General features: G+C 71.3%; 20 protein-coding genes and 1 pseudogene. 10 read left to right on the top strand and 11 right to left on the bottom strand.

Features of this window, described 5'->3' with window-relative positions; translation table 11 throughout:
• The first annotated feature begins 20 nt into the window (after positions 1-20).
• Together recO and ACI2LY_RS16940 are read left to right on the top strand one after the other, a co-directional pair.
• Positions 21-767 carry a DNA repair protein RecO gene (recO, locus tag ACI2LY_RS16945; protein ID WP_030814776.1) on the top strand — a complete coding sequence of 249 codons (747 nt, stop codon included), beginning with the start codon at positions 21-23 and terminating at the stop codon, positions 765-767.
• Between the two features lie 42 nt (positions 768-809).
• On the top strand, positions 810-1,658 hold the full coding sequence (locus ACI2LY_RS16940; RefSeq protein ID WP_404707810.1) for an isoprenyl transferase: 849 nt from the start codon (positions 810-812) through the stop codon (positions 1,656-1,658).
• A 74-nt stretch (positions 1,659-1,732) separates the two neighbouring features.
• On the opposite strand, the gene ACI2LY_RS16935 is transcribed toward ACI2LY_RS16940, so the two are convergent.
• The 4 genes from ACI2LY_RS16935 to ACI2LY_RS16920 all read right to left on the bottom strand — a co-directional run bounded on the left by ACI2LY_RS16935 (position 1,733) and on the right by ACI2LY_RS16920 (position 4,931).
• Positions 1,733-2,149 carry a Fur family transcriptional regulator gene (locus ACI2LY_RS16935; protein WP_388993380.1) on the bottom strand — a complete coding sequence of 139 codons (417 nt, stop codon included), beginning with the start codon at positions 2,147-2,149 and terminating at the stop codon, positions 1,733-1,735.
• Between the two features lie 141 nt (positions 2,150-2,290).
• Positions 2,291-3,184, bottom strand: coding sequence for a metal ABC transporter permease (locus ACI2LY_RS16930; RefSeq protein WP_404707809.1), 894 nt, complete (start codon positions 3,182-3,184; stop codon positions 2,291-2,293).
• A complete protein-coding gene (locus tag ACI2LY_RS16925) occupies positions 3,184-3,963 on the bottom strand; it encodes a metal ABC transporter ATP-binding protein (protein ID WP_404707808.1) in 780 nt (259 codons plus the stop codon). The genes ACI2LY_RS16930 and ACI2LY_RS16925 overlap by 1 nt, the downstream gene beginning before the upstream one ends.
• Positions 3,960-4,931 (bottom strand): metal ABC transporter substrate-binding protein, encoded by a 972-nt coding sequence (locus ACI2LY_RS16920; RefSeq protein WP_404707807.1) that lies wholly within the window; start codon positions 4,929-4,931, stop codon positions 3,960-3,962. Before ACI2LY_RS16920 ends, ACI2LY_RS16925 begins: the two co-directional genes overlap by 4 nt.
• Positions 4,932-5,160: 229 nt before the next feature.
• On the opposite strand from ACI2LY_RS16920, the gene ACI2LY_RS16915 reads away from it, so the two are divergent.
• From ACI2LY_RS16915 to ACI2LY_RS16905, 3 genes are all read left to right on the top strand, one after another.
• Entirely contained in the window at positions 5,161-6,543 is a 1,383-nt protein-coding gene (locus ACI2LY_RS16915) for a glycine--tRNA ligase (RefSeq protein ID WP_018545240.1), read from the top strand.
• Between the two features lie 147 nt (positions 6,544-6,690).
• Entirely contained in the window at positions 6,691-7,701 is a 1,011-nt protein-coding gene (locus ACI2LY_RS16910; protein WP_404707806.1) for an aldo/keto reductase, read from the top strand.
• Between the two features lie 39 nt (positions 7,702-7,740).
• The gene (locus ACI2LY_RS16905) at positions 7,741-8,337 is read left to right on the top strand and encodes a TetR family transcriptional regulator (protein WP_404707805.1); all 597 of its coding nucleotides are present in this window, start codon (positions 7,741-7,743) and stop codon (positions 8,335-8,337) included.
• 93 nt (positions 8,338-8,430) lie between these two features.
• On the opposite strand, the gene ACI2LY_RS16900 is transcribed toward ACI2LY_RS16905, so the two are convergent.
• The 3 genes and pseudogenes from ACI2LY_RS16900 to ACI2LY_RS16890 all read right to left on the bottom strand — a co-directional run bounded on the left by ACI2LY_RS16900 (position 8,431) and on the right by ACI2LY_RS16890 (position 11,376).
• On the bottom strand, positions 8,431-9,582 hold the full coding sequence (locus tag ACI2LY_RS16900; protein ID WP_404708162.1) for a serine hydrolase domain-containing protein: 1,152 nt from the start codon (positions 9,580-9,582) through the stop codon (positions 8,431-8,433).
• 62 nt (positions 9,583-9,644) lie between these two features.
• A complete protein-coding gene (locus ACI2LY_RS16895) occupies positions 9,645-9,869 on the bottom strand; it encodes a hypothetical protein (protein ID WP_404707804.1) in 225 nt (74 codons plus the stop codon).
• A gap of 72 nt (positions 9,870-9,941) precedes the next feature.
• Positions 9,942-11,376, bottom strand: a pseudogene (locus tag ACI2LY_RS16890) (MFS transporter).
• Positions 11,377-11,554: 178 nt separating this feature from the next.
• Between ACI2LY_RS16890 and ACI2LY_RS16885 the strand changes: the two are divergent.
• Entirely contained in the window at positions 11,555-12,427 is an 873-nt protein-coding gene (locus ACI2LY_RS16885) for a helix-turn-helix transcriptional regulator (RefSeq protein ID WP_404707803.1), read from the top strand.
• The gene (locus tag ACI2LY_RS16880; protein WP_404707802.1) at positions 12,424-13,002 is read left to right on the top strand and encodes a DUF6000 family protein; all 579 of its coding nucleotides are present in this window, start codon (positions 12,424-12,426) and stop codon (positions 13,000-13,002) included. The genes ACI2LY_RS16885 and ACI2LY_RS16880 overlap by 4 nt, the downstream gene beginning before the upstream one ends.
• 2 nt (positions 13,003-13,004) lie before the next feature.
• Here the strand turns inward: ACI2LY_RS16880 and ACI2LY_RS16875 are convergent, their stop codons facing one another.
• Positions 13,005-14,447, bottom strand: coding sequence for an MFS transporter (locus ACI2LY_RS16875; protein ID WP_404707801.1), 1,443 nt, complete (start codon positions 14,445-14,447; stop codon positions 13,005-13,007).
• A gap of 139 nt (positions 14,448-14,586) precedes the next feature.
• On the opposite strand from ACI2LY_RS16875, the gene dusB reads away from it, so the two are divergent.
• Positions 14,587-15,717, top strand: a complete 1,131-nt coding sequence (gene dusB / locus ACI2LY_RS16870) for a tRNA dihydrouridine synthase DusB (protein WP_404707800.1) — start codon at positions 14,587-14,589, stop codon at positions 15,715-15,717.
• 57 nt (positions 15,718-15,774) lie between these two features.
• Here the strand turns inward: dusB and ACI2LY_RS16865 are convergent, their stop codons facing one another.
• From ACI2LY_RS16865 to ACI2LY_RS16855, 3 genes are all read right to left on the bottom strand, one after another.
• Positions 15,775-17,337 (bottom strand): sulfatase-like hydrolase/transferase, encoded by a 1,563-nt coding sequence (locus tag ACI2LY_RS16865; RefSeq protein WP_404708161.1) that lies wholly within the window; start codon positions 17,335-17,337, stop codon positions 15,775-15,777.
• 482 nt (positions 17,338-17,819) lie between these two features.
• A complete protein-coding gene (locus ACI2LY_RS16860) occupies positions 17,820-19,748 on the bottom strand; it encodes a glycogen debranching N-terminal domain-containing protein (protein WP_404707799.1) in 1,929 nt (642 codons plus the stop codon).
• The gene (locus tag ACI2LY_RS16855) at positions 19,745-21,163 is read right to left on the bottom strand and encodes an MGH1-like glycoside hydrolase domain-containing protein (RefSeq protein WP_404707798.1); all 1,419 of its coding nucleotides are present in this window, start codon (positions 21,161-21,163) and stop codon (positions 19,745-19,747) included. Before ACI2LY_RS16855 ends, ACI2LY_RS16860 begins: the two co-directional genes overlap by 4 nt.
• Before the next feature lie 119 nt (positions 21,164-21,282).
• Here ACI2LY_RS16855 and ACI2LY_RS16850 point away from each other — a divergent pair, with 119 nt between their 5' ends.
• Positions 21,283-22,551 (top strand): ROK family protein, encoded by a 1,269-nt coding sequence (locus tag ACI2LY_RS16850; RefSeq protein WP_404707797.1) that lies wholly within the window; start codon positions 21,283-21,285, stop codon positions 22,549-22,551.
• A gap of 406 nt (positions 22,552-22,957) precedes the next feature.
• Complete coding sequence (gene ppdK / locus ACI2LY_RS16845) at positions 22,958-25,678, top strand: pyruvate, phosphate dikinase (RefSeq protein ID WP_404707796.1); 2,721 nt, start codon at positions 22,958-22,960, stop codon at positions 25,676-25,678.
• The last annotated feature ends 136 nt before the right edge of the window (positions 25,679-25,814 follow it).

Genomic DNA, 25,814 nt, shown 5'->3' with positions numbered 1-25,814 from the left:
CGTGGGCGAGAATGGACGGCATGAGTCTGTTCCGCGACGACGGCATCGTGCTGCGCACCCAGAAGCTGGGCGAGGCGGACCGGATCATCACCCTGCTCACCCGTGGCCACGGCCGGGTGCGGGCGGTGGCGCGCGGCGTACGGCGCACGAAGTCGAAGTTCGGGGCCCGGCTGGAGCCGTTCTCCCACGTCGACGTGCAGTTCTTCGCGCGGGGGAGCGAGCTGGTCGGGCGCGGGCTGCCGCTGTGCACCCAGAGCGAGACGATCGCCCCGTACGGCGGCGGCATCGTCACCGACTACTCCCGCTACACCGCCGGGACCGCCATGCTGGAGACGGCCGAGCGCTTCACCGACCACGAGGGCGAGCCCGCCGTACAGCAGTACCTGCTCCTGGTCGGCGGCCTGCGCACCCTCGCGCGCGGTGAGCACGCCTCCAACCTCGTCCTCGACGCCTTCCTGCTCCGCTCCCTCGCCGTCAACGGCTACGCGCCGACCTTCGGGGACTGCGCGCGCTGCGGGATGCCGGGGCCGAACCGGTTCTTCTCGGTCGCCTCGGGCGGCTCGGTGTGCGTCGACTGCCGGGTGCCGGGCAGCGTGGTCCCCTCACCGCAGACCCTGATGCTGCTGGGCGCGCTGCTTACGGGAGACTGGGAGACCGCGGACGCGGCCGAGGCGCGGCACGTCCGCGAGGGGAGCGGCCTGGTGTCCGCCTACCTGCACTGGCACCTGGAGCGGGGTCTGCGCTCCCTGCGGTACGTAGAGAAGTAAGCAGCGAAACAAGCAGCAAGCACGGCTGAGGAGACGAGAAGCATGGTCGTACGCGGATTTCTGGGGGGCCGGCGCCGGGAGTACCAGGCACCGGAACCGCACCCGTCCGGCGCCCGCGCGCCGAAGCTTCCCGGTGAGCTGGTCCCCGAGCACGTGGCGATCGTCATGGACGGCAACGGCCGCTGGGCGAAGGAGCGGGGGCTGCCGCGCACGGAGGGGCACAAGGTGGGCGCCGAGCAGGTGCTCGACGTGCTCCAGGGGGCGATCGAGGCGGGCGTCCGCAACATCTCCCTCTACGCCTTCTCCACCGAGAACTGGAAGCGGTCGCCCGACGAGGTCCGCTTCCTCATGAACTTCAACCGCGACTTCATCCGCAAGTCCCGCGACCAGCTCGACGCGCTGGGCATCCGGGTGCGGTGGGTGGGCCGCATGCCCAAGCTGTGGAAGTCGGTCGCCAAGGAACTCCAGGTCGCGCAGGAGCAGACCAAGGACAACGACCTCCTCACCCTGTACTTCTGCATGAACTACGGCGGCCGCGCCGAGATCGCCGACGCGGCCCAGGCCATCGCCGAGGACGTGCGCGCCGGGCGCCTCGACCCCGCCAAGGTCACCGAGAAGACCATCCAGAAGTACCTGTATTACCCCGACATGCCCGACGTCGACCTCTTCCTCCGCCCCTCCGGCGAACAGCGCACCTCCAACTACCTGCTGTGGCAGAGCGCCTACGCGGAAATGGTCTTCCAGGACGTCCTCTGGCCCGACTTCGACCGGCGCGACTTGTGGCGAGCCTGCGTCGAATTCGCCTCCCGCGACCGGCGCTTCGGGGGAGCGGTGCCCAATGAGGAGCTGCTGGCTATGGAGGCGGCTATGAGGGGCAACCCCGAGGCGTAGCCGCCCCGAGCGTGACCGGGTACGAGAACGCCCCCGCCGGACCGGCGGGGGCGTTCTTCTTCATACGCTCCGGGTCAGCCGTTGGCTTCCGCGCAGTCCGCGCAGGTACCGAAGATCTCCACCGTGTGGGCCACGTTGACGAAGCCGTGTTCCGAGGCGATGGCCTCGGCCCACTTCTCCACAGCCGGACCTTCCACCTCCACCGCCTTGCCGCAGGTGCGGCAGACCAGGTGGTGGTGGTGTTCGCCGGTCGAGCAGCGGCGGTAGACCGACTCGCCGTCCGAGGTGCGCAGCACGTCGACCTCACCGGCCTCGGCGAGGGACTGGAGGGTGCGGTAGACGGTGGTGAGCCCGACCGAGTCGCCCTTGTGCTTGAGCATGTCGTGGAGATCCTGCGCGCTGCGGAACTCGTCGACCTCGTCGAGGGCCGCCGCCACCGCCGCGCGCTGCTTGGTCGCGCGGCCCTTCACGGGCGGTCCAGCGGTCGTCACCCGGTGCCTCCTCATGTCTGCGCCTCTGACCGGGCCATTGTGCCAGCCCGGACCCCGGTCGGTCAGACGCGGAAGCGGCTCCGGCGGGTTCCTGACGGGGGGGGCGTGCACCCGGCCGGGGCCAGGGCGGCGCCCCCGGGGTCAGACGCCGACCTCGTCCCCCGCCGCCCGCGTGGCCGGGATCGCGCACTCCACCGGATCTCCGGCGGGCCGGGCCGCGCGGGCTCGGCGGCGCGCCAGGGGAGTGGCGAGCGCGGTCATGACGGCGAACGCGGCGATGGTCAGCAGGACGATCGTCGCGCCCGGCGGAACGTCCTCGTAGAACGACGTGATCGTGCCGCCGATCGACACCGTCACCCCGAGCGCGACCGATATGGCGAACGTCGCCGCGAAGCTGCGGGTGAGCTGCTGCGCGGCGGCCACGGGAACGACCATGAGCGCCGAGACGAGGATCAGCCCGACGACCCGCATCGCCACGGTGACGGTGACGGCCGCGGTGACCGCGACGAGCAGGTTCAGCGCCCGCACCGGCAGCCCGGTGACCCGCGCGAACTCCTCGTCCTGGCTGACCGCGAACAACTGCCGCCGCAGCCCCAGCGTCACGGCGACCACACACGCCCCCAGCACGATGATCGCGGTCACGTCGGACGGCGCCACGGTGGACAGCGAGCCGAAGAGATACGAGGTGAGGTTGGCGTTGGAGCCGCCGGGCGCGAGGTTCACGAAGAGCACACCGCCCGCCATGCCGCCGTAGAAGAGCATGGCGAGGGCTATGTCGCCGCGCGTCCTGCCATACCAGCGGATCAGCTCCATCAGTACGGAGCCCGCCACCGAGACGAGGGTCGCCATCCACACCGGCGAGGAGTTCAGCAGGAAGCCGAGGCCGACGCCGGTCATCGCCACGTGCCCGATGCCGTCGCCCATGAGGGGCTGGCGGCGCTGGACGAGGTAGATGCCGATCGCCGGGGCGATGACGCCGACCAGGACGGCCGCGAGCAGTGCCCGCTGCATGAAGGCGTAGTTCAGGAAGTCCATCAGCTCAGCAGTCCCGTACGGATCGGTTCGGCGCCCTCGTGCGGGTGCACGTGGTCGTGGCCGGGCAGGGCGTGCTGGCCGACGGCCTTCGGCGGCGGCCCGTCGTGCAGCACACAGCCGTCGCGCAGGACGACCGCGCGGTCGATCAACGGCTCCAGCGGGCCCAGTTCGTGCAGCACCAGCAGGACGGTGGCCCCGGCGGCGACCTGCTCGCGCAGGGTCGACGCCAGCACCTCCTGGCTGGCCAGGTCGACACCGGCCATCGGCTCGTCCATGATCAACAACTCGGGCTCGGAGACCAGCGCGCGGGCGATCAGCACCCGCTGGTGCTGGCCCCCGGAGAGCGCGGTCACCGAGTCCTTGGCGCGGTCCGCCATGCCGACCAGCTCCAGGGCGCGTCCCACGGCCTCCCGGTCCGCTTTGCGGAAGCGCCCGAAGCGGCTGCGGGCCAACCGGCCGGAGGACACGATCTCGGAGACGGTGGCCGGTACGCCCCCGGCGGCGGAGGTGCGCTGGGGGACGTAGCCGACGCGGGCCCAGTCGCGGAAGGAGCGCAGCGGCGTACCGAACAGCTCGACGGCGCCGGAGGTGGCGGACACCTGCCCGATGGCGGTGCGCACGGCCGTGGACTTGCCCGAGCCGTTGGCGCCGAGCAGCGCGACGACCTCACCGGGCCGGACGGTCAGGTCGATGCCGCGCAGCACCGGCCGCCCGCCCAGCTCGGCCCGTACGTCCCGCAGGGTGAGTACAGGCGCCGATTCCCGCTCTTCGGTGGTCACTTGGCCCCCAGGGCACTCTGGAGGGCCTTGAGGTTGGCCCGCTGGACGGCGAGGTAGTCCTGGCCGCGCGACTTCTTCGTGATGCCCTCGATCGGGTCGAGCACGTCGGTCCTCAGGCCCGCGTCCCCGGCGACCGTCTTCGCGGTCTTGTCGCTGACCAGCGTCTCGTAGAACACGGTGGAGACCCCGTCCGCCTTGGCCAGCCGCTGGAGGTCCCGCACCCGGGCCGCGCTCGGCTCGGACTCGGGGTTGAGCCCGCTGATCGCCTCCTCGGTGAGGCCGTAGCGCTCGGCGAGGTAACCGAAGGCGGCGTGGGTCGTGATGAAGACCTTGGAGCGGGTGTGCGCCAGGCCGTCCTTGAAGTCGGTGTTCAGCTCGTCCAGCTGCTTCACCAGGGCCGCGGTGTTCCTCTTGTAGTCCGCCGCGTGGTCCGGGTCGGCCTTCTCGAAGGCCCGGCCGACACCCTGGGCGACCTCGGCGTACCGCACCGGGTCGAGCCAGATGTGCGGGTCCTTGCCGTTCTCGCTCTCGTGGTCGTGGCCCGCGTGCTCCTCCTCGTGCCCGGCCGCGTGGCCGCCGACCTCGGTTCCGTGCTTCTCCAGGGTGGTCAGCGTGGCCGCGTCGATCTTCGTCTTCACCGGCGACTGCTCCACCGCCTCGTCCACCGAGGGCTGGAGCCCCTTCAGGTAGAGGACGGCGTCGGAGCTCTCCATGCCCCCGATCTGCCGAGGGCTGATCTCCAGGTCGTGCGGCTCCTGACCCGGCGAGGTCAGTGTGGTCACGTGCACGTGGTCGCCGCCGATCCGCTCGGCGAGGAAGGCCATCGGATAGAACGAGGCGACGACGTCGAACTTGCCCGTGTTCCCCGATGCGGCGCTGCTGTCCGAGCAGGCGGACAGCGTGCCCAGGCCCAGCGCGGTGACGGCCGCTATCGCGGACCCGGATATGAGGCGTCGTCGTACGTTCATGACAGTCATTTTCAACAATGTTGGAAACGATTGTCAACAAGCTCGACGGCCGGAGCTCACGACACGGATTCTCCGGGTCGGCTTGGTAAGGGTTCGGGCGGGCTTCGGGGGCTTCGGGAGGGGGGTCGGCGGGGGCCGATTTGGCCGAGGGGGAGCATGCGCCGGTAACCTGAATCATTCGCTGGAAGCATCTCGCTTCAACGCCCGTCGTCGTAATGAAGAGAGCACCGTGGCCGCCGACAAGATCGACACCATCGTCAGCCTGAGCAAGCGCCGTGGCTTCGTTTTCCCCTGCAGTGAGATCTACGGCGGACAGCGTGCCGCCTGGGACTACGGACCGCTGGGTGTCGAGCTCAAGGAGAACATCAAGCGTCAGTGGTGGCGCTACATGGTGACGTCCCGCGAGGACGTGGTCGGCATCGACTCGTCCGTCATCCTGGCCCCCGAGGTCTGGGTCGCCTCCGGTCACGTCGCCACCTTCACGGACCCGCTGACCGAGTGCACCTCGTGCCACAAGCGGTTCCGCGCGGACCACCTGGAAGAGGCGTACGAGGAGAAGAAGGGCCACGCTCCGGCGAACGGCCTGGCCGACCTCAACTGCCCGAACTGCGGCAACAAGGGCACCTTCACCGAGCCCAAGCAGTTCTCCGGTCTGCTCTCCACCCACCTCGGCCCGACCCAGGACTCCGGCTCCGTCGCCTACCTGCGTCCCGAGACCGCCCAGGGCATCTTCACCAACTTCGCCCAGGTGCAGACCACTTCGCGCCGCAAGCCGCCCTTCGGCATCGCCCAGATGGGCAAGTCCTTCCGCAACGAGATCACGCCCGGCAACTTCATCTTCCGGACCCGCGAGTTCGAGCAGATGGAGATGGAGTTCTTCGTCAAGCCGGGCGAGGACGAGGAGTGGCAGGAGTACTGGATGCAGCAGCGCTGGAACTGGTACACGGGCCTCGGCCTGCGCGAGGAGAACATGCGCTGGTTCGAGCACCCGAAGGAGAAGCTCTCCCACTACTCCAAGCGCACCGCCGACATCGAGTACCGCTTCTCGTTCGGCGGCTCGGAGTGGGGCGAGCTGGAGGGTGTCGCCAACCGCACGGACTACGACCTCGGCGCTCACGCCAAGGCGTCCGGCCAGGACCTCTCCTACTTCGACCAGGAGGCCGGCGAGCGCTGGACCCCCTACGTCATCGAGCCCGCCGCCGGTGTCGGCCGCACCATGCTGGCCTTCCTCCTCGACGCCTACACCGAGGACGAGGCGCCCAACGCCAAGGGCAAGATGGAGAAGCGCGTCGTGCTGCGCCTCGACCACCGCCTCGCGCCGGTCAAGGTCGCGGTGCTCCCGCTCTCCCGCAACCCCGAGCTGTCCCCGAAGGCCAAGGGTCTCGCTCAGGCGCTGCGCCAGAACTGGAACATCGACTTCGACGACGCCGGTGCCATCGGCCGCCGCTACCGCCGTCAGGACGAGATCGGTACCCCCTTCTGCGTGACCGTCGACTTCGACACGCTCGAGGACAACGCCGTGACCGTGCGCGAGCGCGACACCATGAAGCAGGAGCGGGTCTCCCTCGACCAGATCGAGGGCTACCTCGCCGCCCGTCTGATCGGCGCCTGACCTTCGCATTTCCGCCCACCTTCCTGCCCGGTCCCCCGGGTCGGAGGGTGGGCTTTTTCGTGTTCGGACGGGGTCTACCCGGAATCCGCTGACAAGTAACAGCTGACAGATATTGAATTCTGTCAGTCCACGTGCCAGGCTGGACGCATGACGATTCCCACGCGAAATCTCGGAACCACCGGACCCCAGGTGTCCGCCCTCGGCCTCGGCTGCATGGGCATGTCGGGTATGTATGGAGAAGCGGACCGCCCGGAGGCAGTCCGCACGGTGCACGCCGCTCTGGAAGCAGGCGTCACCCTCCTCGACACCGGCGACTTCTACGCCATGGGCCACAACGAAATGCTGGTCGGCGAGGCCCTGCGCACCGCCCCGGCCCACCTCCGCGACAACGCGGTGCTGAGCGTGAAGTTCGGCGCCCTGCGCGACCCGGACGGCGCCTGGCTGGGCTTCGACGGCCGCCCCGCGGCGGTGAAGACCTTCGCCGCCTACTCCCTCCAGCGCCTCGGCGTGGACCACATCGACATCTACCGCCCCTCCCGCCTCGACCCGGACGTCCCCATCGAGGAGACGGTCGGCGCCGTCGCGGAACTGGTGGAGAAGGGATGGGTGAAACACATCGGCCTCAGCGAGGTCGGCCCCGACACCATCCGCCGCGCCGCCGCCACCGCCCCGATCTCCGACCTCCAGATCGAGTACGCGCTGATCTCGCGCGGCATCGAGCGGGAGATCCTCCCCACCCTGCGCGAGCTGGGCATCGGCGTCACCGCGTACGGCGTGCTCTCCCGCGGCCTGCTCTCCAACCACATCTCCGCCGACCGCGACTTCGCCGCCACCGACTTCCGCGCCTTCTCGCCCCGCTTCCAGGGCGACAACTTCCGGCACAACCTGAGCCTGGTCGACTCCCTCCGCAAGATCGCGGAACAGAAGGGGGCCACGGTCGCCCAGATCGCCATCGCCTGGGTCCTCGCCCAGGGCTCCGACATCGTGCCGGTCATCGGCTCCCGCACCCGCGAGCGGCTGTCCGAGGCACTGGGCGCCCTGGACATCACCCTGGACCCGGCCGACCTCGCCGCCATCGAGGAGGCCGTCCCGGCCGACGCGGCCGCCGGTGAGCGGTACGCGCCCGCGCAGATGGCCATGCTGGACAGCGAGCGATGAGCCGGAACGGGTGACCGGCGCGCCGGGTACGGTCTAGGCATGGCAGCGACCGAGACCCTGACCGCCGAGCGCATCCTCGAAGCGACCGAGGAGGTGCTGCGCCGCCACGGCCCGGCCAAGGCCACCGTGGTCGACGTGGCCCGCGCTCTTGGCGTCAGCCACGGCAGCGTCTACCGCCACTTCCGCACCAAGGCGGCGCTGCGCGAGGCGGTCACCAAGCGCTGGCTGGACCGCACCTCGGAGCGGCTCGCGGTCATCGCCGGTGAGGAGACCCCGGTCGAGCGGCGGCTGCGGGACTGGCTCGCCACCCTGTTCGAGGCCAAGCGGCACAAGGCGGGTGACGATCCCGAACTGTTCGCCACCTACAGCGTGCTGGCCGAGGAGAGCGGGGTGACGGTCGGCGAGCACATCACCGACCTCACCGCCCAGCTCGCCCGGATCATCGAGGCCGGGACCGAGTCCGGTACCTTCCGTGCCGCGGACCCGGCCACCGAGGCCCGCGCGGTCTTCCAGGCCACGGCCCGTTTCCACGACCCCTGTTACGCACGCGAATGGCAGCAGCCCGGTATCGAGGAGGATTTCAAGGTGATCGTGGACCTGCTGATACGTGGGCTGGGCGCACCCGCCAGGCCGTGAGCCTCGTTGGGCCGTGACCAGAGTCGAGGCGTGACCCGAGTCGGGTCGTGACCAGCGTCAGCCGTGCTGATCCGTGTTGGGTCGTGGTTCCCGTCAGGCCGTGACCCGCCAGAAGTCCCGCATCACCGCGGGTGGGGTCGGACCGGTCATTGCCACCTGGGTGAGCAGCACGGTCACCTTGCCGGTGGCGGGGACCAGATGGGCCGCGGTGCCGGTGCCGCCGACCCAGCCGTAGCGGCCGGGCACGTTCCACGGTTCGGTGCGGTCGATGTCGACCGAGCCGCCGTATCCCCAGCCCTGACCCTCCAGGAAGAGCGGACTGCCCTTCCGCTGGGCCGGGGTGAGCTGGTCGCTGGTCATCCGGGCGACGGACTCCGGCGAGAGCAGCCTGCGGCCACCGCCCTCACCGGCCGCTTCACCGCCCGCCAGCAGCATCCGGGCGAAGGCCAGGTAGTCGTCGGCGGTGGAGACCAGGCCGCCTGCGCCGGAGGGAAAGGCAGGGAGCCGGTCCCAGCCGCCGTCGAAGGTCTCGGCCACGTTCAGGGTGCCGTCGGGAGCGGGCTGGTAGGCCGTCGGCAGCCGGTGCAGGTCCCGTTCCGGCACAGAGAAGCCCGTGTCCTTCATACCGAGTGGCTCGAAGATCCGCTCGGCCAGGAAGTCCGGCAGTGTCCGGCCCGTCGCCCGTGCGATCAGGGCGCCTTGAAGATCGGAGGAGGTGTTGTAGAGCCAGGCTTCACCGGGCTGGTGGAGGAGCGGCACCTTGGCGAGTTCGGCCAGCAGCTCGTCCAGGGCGGGCACCGCCTGCGGGGCGAACCCGCCGCCCTGGAGCTCGAACAGCGGGGCCACGGCGGGCAGCGAGAAGTCCGGCGGGAACCCCCACCCGCACCGTGAACTGAGCACGTGCTCCACGGTGATGGGCCGCTCGGCCGGTACCAGGTCGTCCACCGGCGACTCGGGCGTCCGCACCACCATCGGCGCGGCCAGCTCGGGCAGCCACCGGGCCACCGGGTCGTCCAGCCCGACCAGCCCCTCGTCGACGAGCATCATCAGCGCGGCGGCGGTCACCGGCTTGGTGATCGAGGCGAGCCGGAACAGCGAGTCCCGCTCCAGTGGCACGGTCCGCCCGGTGTCCGTGTGTCCGACGGCCACGGCCTCGACGTCGTCCCCGTGGGCGACGAGGCCGACCGCGCCGGGCAGGCTCCCGTCGTCCACGTACCGGCGCAGGGTCTCGTGCAGTGCGGTCATGGGGCTGGCCTTCCGGTCGGCGCGGGTCGTCATGGGGTTACGACTCCCACGGCGCCGTGGATTCATCGCCGGGCCGGGTCCAGCGTCGCCTGATGGGCATCGGCCAGATGCTCCGTCGCCGGGTGCTCGTCCGTCGGCGTCCAGGGCAGGTGCCGGGTACCCCGGCGCCAGCCGCAGGTGCCGCAGCCGAAGGTCCGCTGGAGTCCGGCCCGCACCACCCGTACGACGTGTTCCCGGCCGTGCCGGTCCCACCGGCGCACGCTGGTGCCGATTCTGCTGTCGGTCATGCCCGGAGTGTGCGGCACGCGGGGCGGGGCGAGGGGCGGAACTCCGGGTGGGAACTCTCACACGGGTCCGGCTCAACCCACCTCACGCGGCAGGCGCAGGCTCAGCCAGGCCGGTGGCGAGGATCGCCGTGAGCTGGGTGAACAGGGCGATCAGCAGGGCGTCCCGCATACCGAGGTGCGGGACCAGGGTGAGGAAGAGGGCGCCGAGGGTGGCCACGCCCAGGGCGAACGACGCCTGCTGGGTCGTCGCCAGTACCCCGCTGCCCACCCCGGCACGGGCGGCCGGGACCTCGGAGAGCACGATCCGCAGCAGATTGGGGAGCTGGAGCGCCTGACCGGCTCCGGCGACGGCCGCGCCCGGCAGCAGGGTGCCCAGACCCAGGTCCGGCCAGTCCCGCCACACGGCCAGCACGATCAGCAGCACGCCCACGCCCTGGAGCACGGCCCCGGCGCCCACCACCCGCGTTCCGAAGCGGGCGATCAGCCGGGGCCCCGCCAGCGAGACGAGGAGGAAGGAGACCGCCATCGGCGCCAGCGCCAGACCCGCACGTACCGGACCCAGACCCGCGCCCTGTTGGAGGCTCAGCGCGATGACGAACATGAACCCACTGAATCCCAGGCAGAACGGCACCACGATCAGCAGCCCCCGTCGCAGCGACAGGGTGGCGAACAGACTCGGGGGCAGGAGCGGGGTGCGGCCCAGCCGGTCCAGGCGCCGCTCCACCGTCCAGAACGCCCACCCCGCCACCGGGAACACGCCGAGCGAGACCCAGGTCCACAGCGGCCAGCCCGTCGCGCGGCCCTCGGTGAGTGGGGCGAGCAGCGCCAGCAGGGCCACCGCCAGCAGAACCGTGCCGGGGACGTCGACCGGCTCGGGGTGCCGGGCGCGGGTGTCGGGGACGTGGCGGACGGCGAGGATCAGGCCGAGGACGACCACGGGCACGTTCACCAGGAAGATCGAGCGCCAGCCGGTTCCGGCGATGTCCGCCGCGACCAGGACGCCGCCCAGGATCTGGCCCACCACCATGGACAGGCCCGCCGTCGCCCCGTACAGGCTCATCGCGTGGGCGCGGCGGCCACCGGTGGTGGTGGACTGGATGGTGGCGAGCACCTGCGGCAGCAGCAGCGCGGCCGACGCGCCCTGCGCGGCCCGCGCCGCGACCAGGCTCCACGCGTCCGGGGCCAGTCCGCACGCCAGCGAGGTCAGCCCGAAGGCGGCCATGCCGCCGATGAACAGCCGACGCCTGCCGAAGAGGTCCCCGAGGCGCCCGCCGAGCACGAGGAGCACGGCGTACGTGACGCCGTACCCGGCCACGACCAGTTCCAGCAGGGCCTCGCTCGCGGAGAGGTCGCTGCCGATGGCGGGGAGCGCGACGTTGACGATGAAGAAGTCGACCAGGGGGAGCGCGGCGGCCAGCAGGACGGTCATCAGGCCCGCCCCGCTCAGGGTGGGCGCCGCCGCCGGAGCGCGTACGGATGGCGCGGTGGAGAGGGTGGTCTCGGTCATGCCACCGAGCGTGTGCCCGCCGTTAGACGGGTACCAGAGTGTGCCGATGCTGGTACCGGAAGTACCCGCCAACGCCCTCGGCCGGGCCTTGTCCCACCCGCAGCCTGGTGGTGGCGGGCGCTCATCCTGGTGGCAGGAGTACCTGGCAACGGTGTCCGGGCGGAGGCACTCTAGGACCATGACGACCATGGCCCAGGAAAGCGCCGCCCCGGCGGTCAAGGGCGCGGAGATCCGGCGCCATGAACTGGCGGCGTTCCTGCGCAGCCGCCGCGAGCGGATCACCCCCGAACAGGTGGGGATGCCGCGCGGGGCCCGGCGGCGTACGCCCGGTCTGCGCCGGGAGGAGGTCGCGCAGCTCTCCGCGGTGGGCGTCACCTGGTACACGTGGCTCGAACAGGCCCGCAACATCCAGGTCTCCGTGCAGGTCCTCGACGCCCTCGCCCGCACCCTGATGCTGGACCCCAGCGAGCGCGCCCACCTCTTCCAGCTGGCCGGGGCCACCGACCCGACCCCGGCCGCGATCTGCCCCAGCGTCACCCCGGCGCTGCTCGCGACCCTGCGCCAGATGGAACCGTTCCCGGCCGCCGTGCAGAACAGCCGGTACGACATCCTGGCCTACAACCGCACCTACGCCCGGCTCCTGTGCGACATGGACGCCGTCCCGCCCGAGGACCGCAACTGCGTGCTCCTCGCCTACTCCAACCCCGAGTGGCGCTCCTCCATCGTCCACCTCGACGAGGCCCTGCGGCTGATGGCGGCCCGGCTGCGCGCCTCCATGGCCGGACACCTCGGCGAACCCGCCTGGAAGATGCTGCTCAAGCGCCTCAAGGCGTACCCGGAGTTCCTCGAGAACTGGGAGCGCTACGAGGTGGTCGGCAGCCGGTCCAAGACCAAGGAGTTCCTCAACCGCCACGTCGGCCACCTCACCCTGGAACACACCGACCTCTGGCTCTCCCCGGACCCCGGCCCCCGCATCGTGATCTACCCGCCGAAGAACGAGGAGTCCCGCGAGCGACTGGAGAAGCTGCACGCGATGGCGCTGGAGGGGTGAGCGGGCGGGACGACCTGTTCCGGCGGTACTGCCTGCCCGGCAACCGGTACAAGAAGCTCCTCTCTGTGAGGGTCCTGACCGGCGACCGGGAACAGGCGCTGCGGTTCGGCCGGGCGATGGCGGACGACGGCCGCCGGGCGTCCGTGGCGGAGCTGGAGGGGCTGCTCGCGGGGGACTGGCGTGAGGTCAGCACCGCGTGCTGGCTCATCGGGTTCGCGCAGCGGTGGGAATTCCGGCCCGAGCTGAGCCGACGCCTCCGGGCGGGGGAGGCCGGGCGCGCGGCTAAGGGGATCGCGTTCGCGCTGGCCCGGTCCGGACAGGCCGCCGACGCGGAGGTGCTGGCGCACCATCTGGCGGCCGACCTCGGTGATCCCGCGCACCGGAGCTACCAGCCGTGGCTGCTGGGCGCGCTGCTGGTCGTCGAAGAGCGGCTCGGCTCGATGGTCTCGGGCGAACTGCTCGCCCCCGGAGGGCCGTGGGAGCGCTGGGCGGAGGCGAGCACCTTGGGCAGCTCCGAGCCCGCCCGGTGGGCAGGACTCGTCCGCCAGTGGGTCGAACTGGCCGAGGCCGTCTGAGGTCAGGACACCCCCGCGGGCTGGCGTACCTCTTCCGTCTCCAGGCGTTCCGCCGTCCGCTCCGCTGTCCGGTGGGCCCAGCGGCCGCTGGTGAGGAGGCCCAGGATCAGGACCGCGGCGCCGCACGCGGCCAGGACCCACCAGCCGGGGCGGGCCGCCGAGACGAAGGTGTCGCGGTACGGGGAGCTGCCGATACCCGCCGCCAGGACCGCACCGATCACGGCCACGCCCAGGGTCTGGCCGAGCTGGCGGCTGGTGGACGCGACCGCCGCCGCCACGCCCGCCTGGGCGCGGGGCATGCCGGAGACGGCGGTGTTGGTGATGGGGGCGTTGACGAAGCCGAAGCCGACGCCGAAGAGGACGTAGCCGAGGAACAGGGTGACGTCGGAGGTCTCGGCCTCGAACAGGGCGAAGAGCAGGCCGCTCGCCGTCATCGCAGCGCCCGCGATCAGCAGGGGCAGGCGCGGACCCCGGCTGCCGACCAGCCGTCCGGACAGCGGGGCGCACAGCAGGGTCGGCACCGCCATGGGCAGCATCCACAGACCGGCGTGCAGGGCGTCGAGGCCGCGTACGTTCTGCAGGTACAGCGTGGACAGGAAGAGGAACCCGCCCAGCGCGGCGAAGGCGCTCACCGCTATCCCGGTCGCCCCGCTGAACGGCGCCGAATGGAAGAAGCGCAGGTCGATGAGGGGTTCGGCGCGCCGGGGCTCGTAGATCAGGAGGGCCAGCAGGGCGGCGAGGGCCACGGCGGCGAAGGGGAGGACCTCGGCGAGGCTCGCGTCGGGCGCCTCGATGATCGCGTACGTCAGCGAGCCGAACAGGGCGATCACCAGCACCTGGCCGACCGGGTCCGGGCGGCGTGGCCGGGGTGCGCGGGACTCGGGGACGAAGCGGAGGGTGAGCAGCAGGGCGGCGAGGCCGACCGGCAGGTTGACCCAGAAGATCGAGCGCCAGCCGACCGACTCCACCAGCAGCCCGCCCGCCAGCGGACCGGCCGCCATGGAGATGCCGACCACCGCGCCCCAGACGCCGATCGCCCGCGCCCGTTCGCGCGGGTCGGTGAAGGTGTTGGTGATGATCGACATGGCGACCGGGTTGAGCATCGAGCCGCCGATCGCCTGGACCATGCGGAACACCACGAGGAGTTCCAGGTTCGGGGCGAGCGAGCACAGCAGGGAACCGGCGGTGAAGATCACCAGGCCCGCCATGAAGACGCGTTTGCGGCCGATCCGGTCCGCCGTGGACCCCGCCAGCATCAGCAGCGAGGCCAGCACCAGCGTGTAGGCGTCGATCGCCCACTGGAGGCCGGAGGTGGTGGCGTGCAGCTCGCGCTGCATCGAGGGCAGCGCGACGTTCAGGGCGGTGTTGTCCAGGCTCACGATCAGCAGGCTCATGCAGCAGATCGAGAGCACCAGCATCCGCCGCCGGTGAGTCAGCTCGGGCATGCGTCCCATCGTACGCGCTTCGATAGTGCGGCTAACTAATGACCCTTACATGATCCTTGCCCCTCATGGGGGAGAGGCACCGGTGAGGTGAGGGACAATGGACGACGCCCATGCCGTACATCCGTCCCGGAGCCCCCTGATGACCCAGCCGCTGTCCATCGGCCCGCACGCCGTGGTGCCGCCCGTCGTGCTCGCACCCATGGCCGGGATCACCAACGCCCCCTTCCGCACCCTGTGCCGGGAGTTCAGCGGGGGCAAGGGGCTGTTCGTCAGCGAGATGATCACCACCCGGGCGCTGGTCGAGCGCAACGAGAAGACCATGCAGCTCATCCGGTTCGACGAGTCCGAGAAGCCCCGCTCGATCCAGCTGTACGGCGTCGACCCGGCCACCGTCGGCAAGGCCGTCCGCATGATCGCGGAGGAGGGCCTGGCCGACCACATCGACCTGAACTTCGGCTGCCCGGTCCCCAAGGTCACCCGTAAGGGAGGCGGCTCCGCGCTGCCGTACAAGCGGAACCTGCTGCGGTCCATCCTGCGCGAAGCCGTCTCCGGTGCGGGCGACCTGCCGGTCACCATGAAGATGCGCAAGGGCATCGACGACGACCACATCACCTACCTCGACGCCGGGCGCATCGCCGTCGAGGAGGGCGTCACCGCCATCGCCCTGCACGGCCGCACCGCCGCCCAGCACTACGGCGGCACCGCCGACTGGAGCGCCATCGCCCGGCTGAAGGAGCACGTCCCGGAGATCCCGGTGCTCGGCAACGGCGACATCTGGTCCGCCGAGGACGCGCTGCGCATGGTCCGCGAGACCGGCTGCGACGGCGTGGTCGTCGGCCGCGGCTGCCTCGGCCGACCCTGGCTCTTCTCCGACCTGGTCGCCGCCTTCGAGGGCCGCGACGACTTCCAGCGGCCCGTGCTGCGCGAGGTCGCCGACGTCATGGTCCGGCACGCCACGCTGCTCGGGGAGTGGCTCGGCGACGAGTCGCGCGGTGTCATCGACTTCCGCAAGCACGTCGCCTGGTACCTCAAGGGCTTCGCGGTCGGCTCCGAGATGCGCAAGCGGCTCGCCATCACCTCCTCGCTGGAGGAGCTGCGCTCCGGCCTGGACGAGCTGGACCTCGACCAGCCGTGGCCGACCGGCGCCGACGGCCCCCGCGGCCGCACCTCCGGCAACAACCGGGTGGTGCTCCCCGACGGCTGGCTGAAGGACCCGTACGACTGCGCGGGCGTCGGCGAGGAAGCCGAGCTGGACACCTCCGGCGGCTGAGCGGCAACAGGGCCGGTTCCCCTGAGGGACCGGCCCTGCCCTCAGGACCCCTAGGGGTCAGCCCTTCTTCGGGTGCGGGGTCGAGCCGTACGCGGTCAGGAAGCGGTCGCGGAAGAGGTTCATCTTCCATACCGGGGCGTCGTGGGCGGGGCGCAGGCCGTCCGTCCAGTTCCAGTCGCCGATCTTGTCGAGCACCTTCGGGTCCTTGGCGACGATCGAGATCGGTACGTCCCTGCTGGCGTGGTTGCCGCTGACGCGGGCGATGGGCTGGTGGTCGCCGAGGAAGACCAGCACGGTGTCCTTGGAGCCGTAGCGCTCCAGCCACTCGGTGAGCGCGGTGACCGAGTACTGGATCGACTTGCCGTACTCCTGGCGGGACTTGGTGGTGTCGGCGATCACGTCGGCCGGGTCGTTGCCCGCCGCCTCGATGCCCTTGAAGACCGAGCCGTCGCCCAGCTGGTCCCAGCCGACCATCTTCGGGATCGGGCCCCAGGGCTGGTGGCTGGACGTCAGGATGACCTCCGACATCACCGGCTTGTCGTGCTTCTTGCCGTGCACCCGCTGCTGGAACTGCTCCAGCGCGTACTGGTCCGGCATCGTCGACCAGCTGAACTTCGGTCCCTTGTAGCCGAGTTGGAAGGCGTTGTAGACCTTGTCCAAGCCGAAGAAGCTCTGCTCCGGCCATGCCTTCTGGATGCCCGGCATCACCCCGACCGTGTCCCAGGCGCCGGTCTTCTTGAACACCTTGGTGAGGCTGAGGTGGTCGCTCGCCATCACCGTGCGGTAGCGCTGCTGGTTGCTGACCCACAGCCCCGACAGGGTGGTGGAGTGGCCGAGCCAGCTGCTGCCGCCGTAGGTCGCCGAGGTCAGCCAGCCGCTCTTGGCGTGGTAACCCGCCTTCTCCAGCGCCTCGTTGCGGACGGCGAGGGTCTGGTCCACACCGGGTGCCATGATCGGGTCCTCGATCGCGCTGCGCCCGTAGCTCTCGATGAACGTGAAGATGACGTCCTTGCCGCGCAGGTCCGGCACCAGCTGGTCGGGCGGGGTCGCGCCGAACGCGTCCGCCCGGGCGACCTTCTGGAACGCGGCCTCGTCCTTCAGCGTGTTCGACACCCGCTGGGTCTGGCTCTGGATGGTGAGGGCCGCGCTGTCGGCGGCCAGCGGCACGCCCGCGAGCTGCACCCCGAAGGAGGAGCAGGTGATCCAGACGACGCCCGCGATCAGGGTGCCCCGCGTCGCGGTGGCCGAGTGCCGGGCGAGGACGTCGCTCAGGCGCACGACGGCGTAGGCCGAGGAGGCGAACAGCACCAGCACGAGGACGATCAGTCCGGCGGTCGCGGCGAGAGTGGCCGTCCGGCCGAGCGAGTCCTCCAGGTACGACTGCGCGTCGCCCAGCAGGCTCCAGTCCAGCACCAGGTTGAAGGTCCGGCCCAGGTACTGCTTGAACCCCATGTCGAGCCAGTTCAGCACCGTCAGCGCGGCGAGGACCACGCCGGAGAGCGCGGCCAGCACCACACGGGGCTTCCGGGGCAGCGCGAGCAGCACGGCCGCCCCGACGATCGCCTCACCGGGCAGCCGGAAGAAGCTGGCGGGGTGGACGCCCGCGATGGTGGCGGGCATCACCAGGGTGCAGACGACCAGTACCGCGGCCAGGATGGTGACGGCGCGGGAGAGGAAGCGGACCCGCCGGGGGTGCTCGGCCCGCCAGCGGGTGAGGCGGGCGAAGCGGGGTGGCTCGGGGGTGCCGGCTTCAGGGGTGGGTTCCGCGCCGGGGGTGCCCTCAGGGCTGCCCTCAGGGTCGGCCCCTACCTCCGCGTCCCCCGCAGGCGTGCCCGGCCGAACCTCGGGCTCGGCAACAGCCCCCGCGCCCCCTGGTCCCCCCGGCGCGCCGGGTGACGTATGCGTGTTCTTCTGCTGAGACAAACCCGGAGGTCCTTCCGCACGGGGCCGGTGACGACGGAGGCGGCGGGCCACGCTGGGGAGGCTGGGCAGGACCGGTGGCGGCCGGTCCGCCTGGCCCGCCGTCCTTCCGTACGGTCCACCGCGGACCGGTGTTCACGACCTACGGCAAATACCGGGCAAACGCCCGGTCAAGGCCGGTGTCAGGCACCCCCGACCGCGGTGAGCAGGGCGAGCGGCGCGGCAGCCGAACGGGACTCCCGCACACACGCGTGCGGGTACGGTACCGGCTCGGGGTGGGTGTCACGGCCGTAACCCGCCAGCACCTCGGGAAGCCGGTGACCCGCACAGGCCGCCGCGTCCACCAGGCCACGGGCCACCGCGCGGGCCTCGTCGTGCAGGCCGTAGCGGGCCAGGCCCAGGGTGATCAGCGCGTTGTCGTGCGGCCAGACGGAGCCCCGGTGGTAGGAGAGCGGGTGGTACGCGGCCTGGCCGGAGGCCAGCGTGCGCACGCCCCAGCCGGAGAAGAAGTCCGGCTCCAGCAGCCTGCGCCCGACGGCCTCCCCGTACTCCTTGTCCAGCAGCCCCGACCACAGCAGATGCCCGGCGTCCGAGGCGAGCGCGTCTATCCGGTGGCCGTCGCCGTCCAACGCCAGGGCGGGGAAGGACTGTTCGGGCAGCCAGAAGTCCCGCTGGAAGCGGTCGCGCAGGTCGGCCGCCGCCTGCTCCAGCAGCGCCGCGTACGTCCCGTCGTCCCACACCGTGCGCGCCAGCCACGCCGTGCGGCGCAGCGCGTCGTACGCGTATCCCTGCGCGCCCGCCGCCATCACCGCGCCGCTCGGCCGGGTGCCGTCGGCGCGGCAGATCGCGCCGGGGGAGTCCTTCCAGTTCTGGTTGGCGAGGCCGCCCTCGTCGGCGCGGTAGACGAGATAGCCGCGCGCGGTCAGCCCGCCGTGGTCCAGCATCCAGCCGACGGCGGCGCGGGCGTGCCGCTCCAGCCGCCGGGCGAGGGCCGCGTCCCCGGTGCGCTCGGTGTAGGCGCCGAGCAGGACCAGGAAGAGCGGGGTGGCGTCGACCGAGCCGTAGTAACGCCCGTACGGCACCTGCCCGAAGTGGGCCAGCTCGCCGTGCCGGACCTCGTGCACGATCTTGCCGGGCTGGGCGACCGGGGAGGTGCCGTCGGCCGTGGCCTGGGTGGCGGCGAGCGCGGGGAGCGTGGCGGCGGCCAGCTGAGGGCGGTACGGCAGCGCGAACAGCGAGGCGAGCAGGGCGTCCCGGCCGAGCAGCGTGAGGAACCAGGGCGCGCCCCCGGCAGGCACCCGCAACTCCTCCCCGTCCGGCCCCCGCGCCGGTACCTGGAGCGCGGCCAGGTCGGACAGCCCGCGCGCACAGGCGGCCGCCAACTCCGGCCAGGCGGTGGGGAAGGCGACCCCCTCCATGAACTCGTCCTCCGCTGATCGGAGTTGTCCGCTCACGGCGGCGGGGGAGCGGGGTACGCGCACCGCGCGCCGGTCGCCGTGCGGGCGGGCCATCACCCGCAGCAGCAGCTCCGCGCTTCCGTGCGGCGGGAGTTCGAGCGTCCAGACCAGCCGCCGGGCACCGGTACCGGTCTCCTCCACCGCGTCCGGGGCGGGGTCGGCGGTGATGGTCGTACAGGACCGCCACGCACCGCGCCGGTAACCGAACTCGATCCCGTCGTCCAGGACTTGGCGGCTGCGCACGGCGCCCGTCTTGACGTAGGTGCGATGGTCGGAGCGCAGCTCGAACTGGTCGGTGAAGTCGGCGTCGACGGTGAGGGCGAGCCGTACCGTGGTGGGTACCGGGAGATTGCCGGTGATCCGTACCGATTCCACGAACGAGCTGTCACCCACGGCCTGTGCACGCCACAGGGTGTACGCGGGCGGCTCCTGACGGCCACCGCGCGGCACCAGTACGCAGCGTGCCGTGTCGCCCTCCCCGACCGGCCGCAGCACCTCCGGCACGGCGCCGTCGACGGTGAGCTGCCAGCGGCTCAAGTGCCGGGCGTCGCGCACGAACAGCCCGTCCACCTGGCCGCCGCCGCGTACCCCGCTGATGTCGCCCCGGTCGCCCACGGCGGCGAACGTCGTTCCCCGTACGAGCAGATGAGTCATCCCCGGTTCCCTCCCTCTTCCCCAGTCTCCCGAGCCACGTCCGCACCGTGCAGCAGATCCAGCGTCAGCGCGGCGGTCCAGCCGAACCCCGGTGCCCCGCACGCCTCGCCGGTGTCGGGGTCCACGTACTCCGCGAACCCGGATTCCCCGGCCGTGCGCAGGAAGGCACCGCGCAGGGAGTCGGCGGCCCCGCTCTCGCCATGGGCCCGCAGTCCGCGCTCCACCAGCCAGGCCGTGTTGAACCAGGCCGGGCCGCGCCAGTAGCGGTTCGCTTCGAAGGCCGGGCCGCGCAGGTCGTAGCTGGGTACGAGCCCGGTGCGCGCCGCGAAGTGCGGGCCGCGCAGGGTGCCCACCAGCGCGCCCGCCACCTCGCGGGGGAGGCCGGGCAGCAGCAGCGGGACCAGGCCCGACACGCTCCGCTCCCGGATCGGGCCGTCGCCCCGCAGGTCCCGGCACAGGAACATCCCGGACGCGTCGTCCCACAGCCGCTCCACCAGGGCCGCCGTCAGCCGCTCGGCGCGGGCGTGGCGGGCGGTGCCGGGGGCGCCCAACTCGGCGGCGATCCGGGCGAGGGCGTGCTCGGAGGCGATCAGCAGGGCGTTGAAGGACGGGTCCTCCACCGCGAACTCGCCTTCTCCGTCCGCGTATCCGCCGTCCCGGTAGTCGGCCGCGAGACGCACGTACCGCCCGTAGTCCAGGTCGGTCGGCCGGTCCCCGGCGGCGCCGTGATCGAGGTCGGCGCGGCGGAAGGAGCGGGCCGGGGCCGGGGTGACGCGGGCCAACGGGCCGTCCCAGCAAGGGCTGTTGTCCATGCCCTGCTCCCACGGGTGCACCACCGACACCAGCCCGCCCCCGCCGAGGTCCCGGCGGTGCAGCAAATAGCGGTGCCAGGAAGCCAGTCGGGGATACACGCGGGCCAGGAAGCCGCGCGCCCGCGACAGGACGGGGTCGGCCCGGTGCACCAGCCAGGCCGCCAGCGCGTGCACGGGTGGCTGCACGATGCCGGACGTCTGTACGGTGCGCGGGGCGCCCGCGGGCCGCCCGGCGGTGGACGAGCGCCAGAAATCCGGGCTCGGGAAGTAGGCGTCGAGCGGCACGGAGGGGGAGAACACGATGTGCGGCACCCGCCCGTCCGCCCACTGCGCCGCGAGCAGCGTCTCCAGCTCCGTCTGCGCCCGCAGCGGCGACAGATGCCTGAGCCCGATGGCGATGAACGCCGAGTCCCAGGACCACTGGTGCGGGTACAGGCTCCGGGAGGGGACCGTCGAGCCGCCCGTCCAGTTCGCCGCCAGCACCCGGGCCGCCCTGACGTGCAGCGATGCGGCCGAGGGCGCGGGGGGAGGCGAGGAGGAGGGTGGATCGTATGCGATCCCGCGCTCGGTGACACGGGCGGTGAGCTGGGCAGTGCGATCCACTCGGGGCTCCCCGAAGACGTCCGGCCGGCCTGGTTTGGTTGTGTCTATCGCAGGGTTACGTCCATTTAACACGCAAAACTCAATATGTAATGCAAACTTGAGGAACACAAGGGGGTGGCATGACCGGAAAGCCGGGCAGGACGGCCAGGGGCGGCGCTCAGACGAGCGCCGGTGATCTGCTCGACCTGGTGCGCAGTGGACAGGCCGTCACGCGCGGCGCGCTCCAGCAGCTGACCGGGCTCTCCCGAGCCACGGTCGGCCAGCGCCTGGACCGGCTGTTCCGGGCGGGCTGGCTGCGCGAGGGCGCGGGCGGCCCGGTCGACTCCCCGCTCGGCGGCCGCCCCGCCATCACCCTGGAGTTCGACGGCTCGCACGCCATGGTCCTCGCCGCCGACCTCGACACCCGGCACGCCCGCGCCGCCCTGCTCACCCTGACCGGCGAGATCCTCGCCGAGCGGGCCGGTGCCCTGGTCGTCGAGGACGGCCCGGAGGTGGTCCTCGCCGGTCTCGGCCGCTGGTTCGCCGAGCTGCTCGCCGAGACCGGGTACGCGCCGGAGTCGGTGTGCGGGATCGGGCTCGGTGTGCCGGGCCCGGTGGACAGTGAGACCGGGCGGGTGGTGCAGCCGCCGATGATGTCCGGCTGGGACGGCTACGACATACGGGGCCGCCTCTCCCGCGCCTTTGCCGAGCACACCGGTATCAGTACTGGTACCGATACGGGTACCAGTACCGGTGCCGATACCCGTATCGGCCCGGTCCCGGTATTCGTGGACAACGATGCCAACCTGATGGCGTACGGGGAGCAGCGCACCGGGTACCAGGATTGCCGGGCGTTTGTACTGGTCAAGGTCAGTACCGGTATCGGCGCCGGGGTCGTGGTCGACGGCGCGATCTACCGGGGCGTGGACGGCGGCGCGGGCGACCTCGGGCACATCCGGGTCGGCACCGAGGCGCTGTGCCGCTGCGGCTCGTACGGCTGTCTCGCCGCCGTCGCCAGCGGTGGCGCCGTGGCCCGGCGGCTGACGGAGGCGGGCGTACCGGCCGCGTCCGGCTCCGACGTACGGGAACTGCTGGCCGCCGGGCACCCGGAGGCGGCGGCCCTGGCACGGGAGGCCGGGCGCCGGGTCGGGGACGTATTGGCGACCGTCGTCACCCTGCTCAACCCCGGAGTGCTGATGATCGCGGGCGACCTCGCCGGGACGCCCTTCCTGACCGGGGTGCGCGAACTGCTCTACCAGCGGGCGCTGCCCCGCTCCACGGCCCACCTCGACGTCGTCACCGCGCGGCTGGGGGAGCGGGCCGGGCTGATCGGCGCGCGAGCCTTGGTCGTGGAGCATCTGTACGCGCCGGAACGAGTGGAGGAGCGGCTCGCCGCGCTCGGTGTGTGACGCCCCGGTTTCCGGCCCGGAACGGCGTCCGCATGGTGAAATCCCGTGCCGTGTGGCAGCGTGATTCTCGCCACCCTTGATAAGGGTCGCGCTCAGATGAGCGGATCATGAGCGGCTGCACTTCTCCAAGGGGTGGCACTCGGTGCCACCCCTGCGGCGTTCATTGATCGAAATCAAGCGTGCCGATCACCGCTCATCTGAGCAGGATGGGGCGTCGCGGCAGGCCCGTCCGTTCAAGAAGTGAACACTCGCGTGGCCCTGGCCTTGCCATGCCTTTGCTTTAGATCCTGTGGCAGACGGCTGGTTACAGGCTTATGACGCACGACTGGACGTACCAAGGCGCCTTCGATCTGGGTATGTTCCTCGCCGTCAGGGCAGCCACCGTGGCCTCAAGGAGTCGAGACCCGTGTCGGAAAACAAAGAGCCTCACGTAGCGAAGTTCGTCTACGACTTCACCGAAGGCAACAAGGACCTCAAGGACCTGCTCGGTGGCAAGGGTGCCAACCTCGCCGAGATGACCAACCTCGGACTGCCGGTCCCCCCCGGCTTCACCATCACCACCGAGGCGTGCAAGGTCTACCTGGACAGCGGCGAGGAGCCCGCCCCCCTGCGCGACGAGGTGAGTGCGCACCTCGACGCCCTCGAGCAGCGGATGGGCAAGAAGCTCGGCCAGGCCGACGACCCGCTGCTGGTCTCGGTCCGCTCCGGCGCCAAGTTCTCCATGCCCGGCATGATGGACACCGTCCTGAACATCGGCCTCTCCGACAAGTCGGTGAAGGGCCTGGCCAAGCAGGCGGGCGACGAGCGGTTCGCGTGGGACTCCTACCGCCGCCTCATCCAGATGTTCGGCAAGACCGTCCTCGGCGTCGACGGCGAGCTCTTCGAGGAGGCGCTGGAGAAGGCCAAGGAGGCCAAGGGCGTCCAGGTCGACACCGAGCTGGACGCGGCCGACCTGAGGAAGCTGGTCACCGCCTTCAAGAAGACCGTCAAGGCCGAGGCCGGCCGGGACTTCCCGCAGGACCCGCGCGAGCAGATGGACCTCGCCATCCACGCGGTCTTCGACTCCTGGAACACCGACCGGGCCAAGCTCTACCGCCGCCAGGAGCGTATCCCGGGCGACCTGGGCACCGCGGTCAACGTCTGCTCCATGGTCTTCGGCAACCTCGGCCCTGATTCTGGTACCGGCGTCGCCTTCACCCGTGACCCCGCCTCCGGGCACCAGGGTGTCTACGGCGACTACCTCCAGAACGCGCAGGGCGAAGACGTGGTCGCGGGTATCCGCAACACCGTGCCGCTCGCGGAGCTGGAGAACATCGACAAGGCGTCGTACGACCAGCTGATGCAGATCATGGAGACGCTGGAGAACCACTACAAGGATCTCTGCGACATCGAGTTCACCATCGAGCGCGGCAAGCTGTGGATGCTCCAGACCCGCGTCGGCAAGCGCACCGCGGGCGCGGCGTTCCGGATCGCCACCCAGCTGGTGGACCAGGGCCTGATCGACGAGACCGAGGCGCTCCAGCGGGTCAACGGCGCCCAGCTCGCCCAGCTGATGTTCCCCCGCTTCGACGAGGACGCGCGGGCCGAGCAGGTCGGACGCGGCATCGCCGCCTCGCCGGGCGCGGCGGTCGGCAAGGCGGTCTTCGACTCGTACACCGCCGTCAAGTGGTCCCGCTCGGGCGAGAAGGTCATCCTGGTACGCCGGGAGACCAACCCCGACGACCTGGACGGCATGATCGCCGCCGAGGGCATCCTCACCTCGCGCGGCGGCAAGACCTCCCACGCGGCCGTGGTCGCGCGCGGCATGGGCAAGACCTGTGTCTGCGGCGCGGAGGAGCTGGAGGTCGACACCAAGCGGCGCCGGATGACCGTGCCGGGCGGGCATGTGGTGGAGGAGGGCGACGTCATCTCCATCGACGGCTCCTCCGGCAAGGTGTACCTCGGTGAGGTCCCGGTCGTCCCATCTCCGGTCGTGGAGTACTTCGAGGGCCGGATGCACCCGGGCGCCGACGACGCCGACGAGCTGGTCGAGGCCGTGCACCGGATGATGGCCTTCGCCGACCGCAAGCGCAGGCTGCGGGTGCGGGCCAACGCCGACAACGCCGAGGACGCGCTGCGCGCCCGCCGGTTCGGCGCCCAGGGCATCGGCCTGTGCCGTACCGAGCACATGTTCCTCGGGGACCGGCGCGAGCTGGTCGAGCGGCTGATCCTCGCGGACACCGAGGTGGAGCGCGAGGAGTCACTGAAGCAGCTTCTCCCGCTGCAGAAGCAGGACTTCATCGAGCTGTTCGAGGCGATGGACGGCCTGCCGGTGACGGTACGTCTCCTCGACCCCCCGCTGCACGAGTTCCTGCCCGACATCACCGAGCTGTCGGTCCGCGTGGCCCTCGCCGAGTCCCGGCAGGAGCCGCACGAGAACGAACTCCGCCTGCTCCAGGCCGTGCACCGGCTGCACGAGCAGAACCCGATGCTGGGCCTGCGCGGCGTACGCCTCGGCCTCGTCATCCCCGGCCTGTTCACCATGCAGGTCCGCGCCATCGCGGAGGCGGCCGCCGAGCGCAAGACCGCCAAGGGCGACCCCCGCGCCGAGATCATGATCCCGCTGGTCGGTACGGTCCAGGAGCTGGAGATCGTCCGCGACGAGGCAGACCAGGTCATCGCGGAGGTCGAGGCGGCGACGGGTACGAAGCTGAAGCTGGCGATCGGCACGATGATCGAACTCCCGCGCGCCGCGCTGACCGCGGGCCAGATCGCGGAGGCCGCCGAATTCTTCTCCTTCGGCACGAACGACCTCACGCAGACGGTGTGGGGCTTCAGCCGGGACGACGTGGAGGCATCGTTCTTCACGGCGTACCTGGAGAAGGGCATCTTCGGGGTCAGCCCGTTCGAGACGATCGACAAGGACGGGGTGGGCTCGCTGGTCAAGTCGGCCGCCGCAGCCGGCCGCGCCACCCGCCCCGACCTGAAGCTCGGCGTGTGCGGCGAGCACGGCGGCGACCCGGAGTCCGTCCACTTCTTCCACGAGGTCGGCCTGGACTACGTCTCCTGCTCCCCGTTCCGCATCCCGGTCGCCCGCCTGGAAGCGGGCCGCGCGGCCACCCAGTCGGAGGGCAGCGACCACCGCTGACCCTTCCCGGCCCCGGAGCCCGCCGTCGGTCCCCGACCCTCACCACCGATCGCCGACGGGCCCCGGCACCAAAAAGAGAGGCGGCACCCTGTGCGGGGGTGCCGCCTCTTTGGGGGTGGGGGGCTGTCAAGATGCG

It is taken from the genome of Streptomyces sp. NPDC002176 (assembly GCF_044903645.1).
In the GTDB taxonomy this organism is placed as follows: domain Bacteria; phylum Actinomycetota; class Actinomycetes; order Streptomycetales; family Streptomycetaceae; genus Streptomyces.
Note: the sequence above shows the minus strand (reverse complement) of the source record. Positions and strands in the feature narration are given on the sequence as shown.

Excerpts from the sequence above, each read along its gene's own strand:
- ACI2LY_RS16860 (WP_404707799.1), bottom strand. The coding sequence starts at position 19,748 with ATGACTCATCTGCTCGTACGGGGAACGACGTTCGCCGCCGTGGGCGAC.
- ACI2LY_RS16910 (WP_404707806.1), top strand. The coding sequence starts at position 6,691 with ATGACGATTCCCACGCGAAATCTCGGAACCACCGGACCCCAGGTGTCC.
- ACI2LY_RS16875 (WP_404707801.1), bottom strand. The coding sequence starts at position 14,447 with ATGCCCGAGCTGACTCACCGGCGGCGGATGCTGGTGCTCTCGATCTGC.
- recO (WP_030814776.1), top strand. The coding sequence starts at position 21 with ATGAGTCTGTTCCGCGACGACGGCATCGTGCTGCGCACCCAGAAGCTG.
- ACI2LY_RS16865 (WP_404708161.1), bottom strand. The coding sequence starts at position 17,337 with ATGCCCGCCACCATCGCGGGCGTCCACCCCGCCAGCTTCTTCCGGCTG.
- ACI2LY_RS16885 (WP_404707803.1), top strand. The coding sequence starts at position 11,555 with ATGACGACCATGGCCCAGGAAAGCGCCGCCCCGGCGGTCAAGGGCGCG.
- ACI2LY_RS16930 (WP_404707809.1), bottom strand. The coding sequence starts at position 3,184 with ATGGACTTCCTGAACTACGCCTTCATGCAGCGGGCACTGCTCGCGGCC.
- dusB (WP_404707800.1), top strand. The coding sequence starts at position 14,587 with ATGACCCAGCCGCTGTCCATCGGCCCGCACGCCGTGGTGCCGCCCGTC.
- ACI2LY_RS16920 (WP_404707807.1), bottom strand. The coding sequence starts at position 4,931 with ATGAACGTACGACGACGCCTCATATCCGGGTCCGCGATAGCGGCCGTC.
- ACI2LY_RS16940 (WP_404707810.1), top strand. The coding sequence starts at position 810 with ATGGTCGTACGCGGATTTCTGGGGGGCCGGCGCCGGGAGTACCAGGCA.
- ACI2LY_RS16895 (WP_404707804.1), bottom strand. The coding sequence starts at position 9,869 with ATGACCGACAGCAGAATCGGCACCAGCGTGCGCCGGTGGGACCGGCAC.
- ACI2LY_RS16850 (WP_404707797.1), top strand. The coding sequence starts at position 21,283 with ATGACCGGAAAGCCGGGCAGGACGGCCAGGGGCGGCGCTCAGACGAGC.
- ACI2LY_RS16905 (WP_404707805.1), top strand. The coding sequence starts at position 7,741 with ATGGCAGCGACCGAGACCCTGACCGCCGAGCGCATCCTCGAAGCGACC.
- ACI2LY_RS16900 (WP_404708162.1), bottom strand. The coding sequence starts at position 9,582 with ATGACCGCACTGCACGAGACCCTGCGCCGGTACGTGGACGACGGGAGC.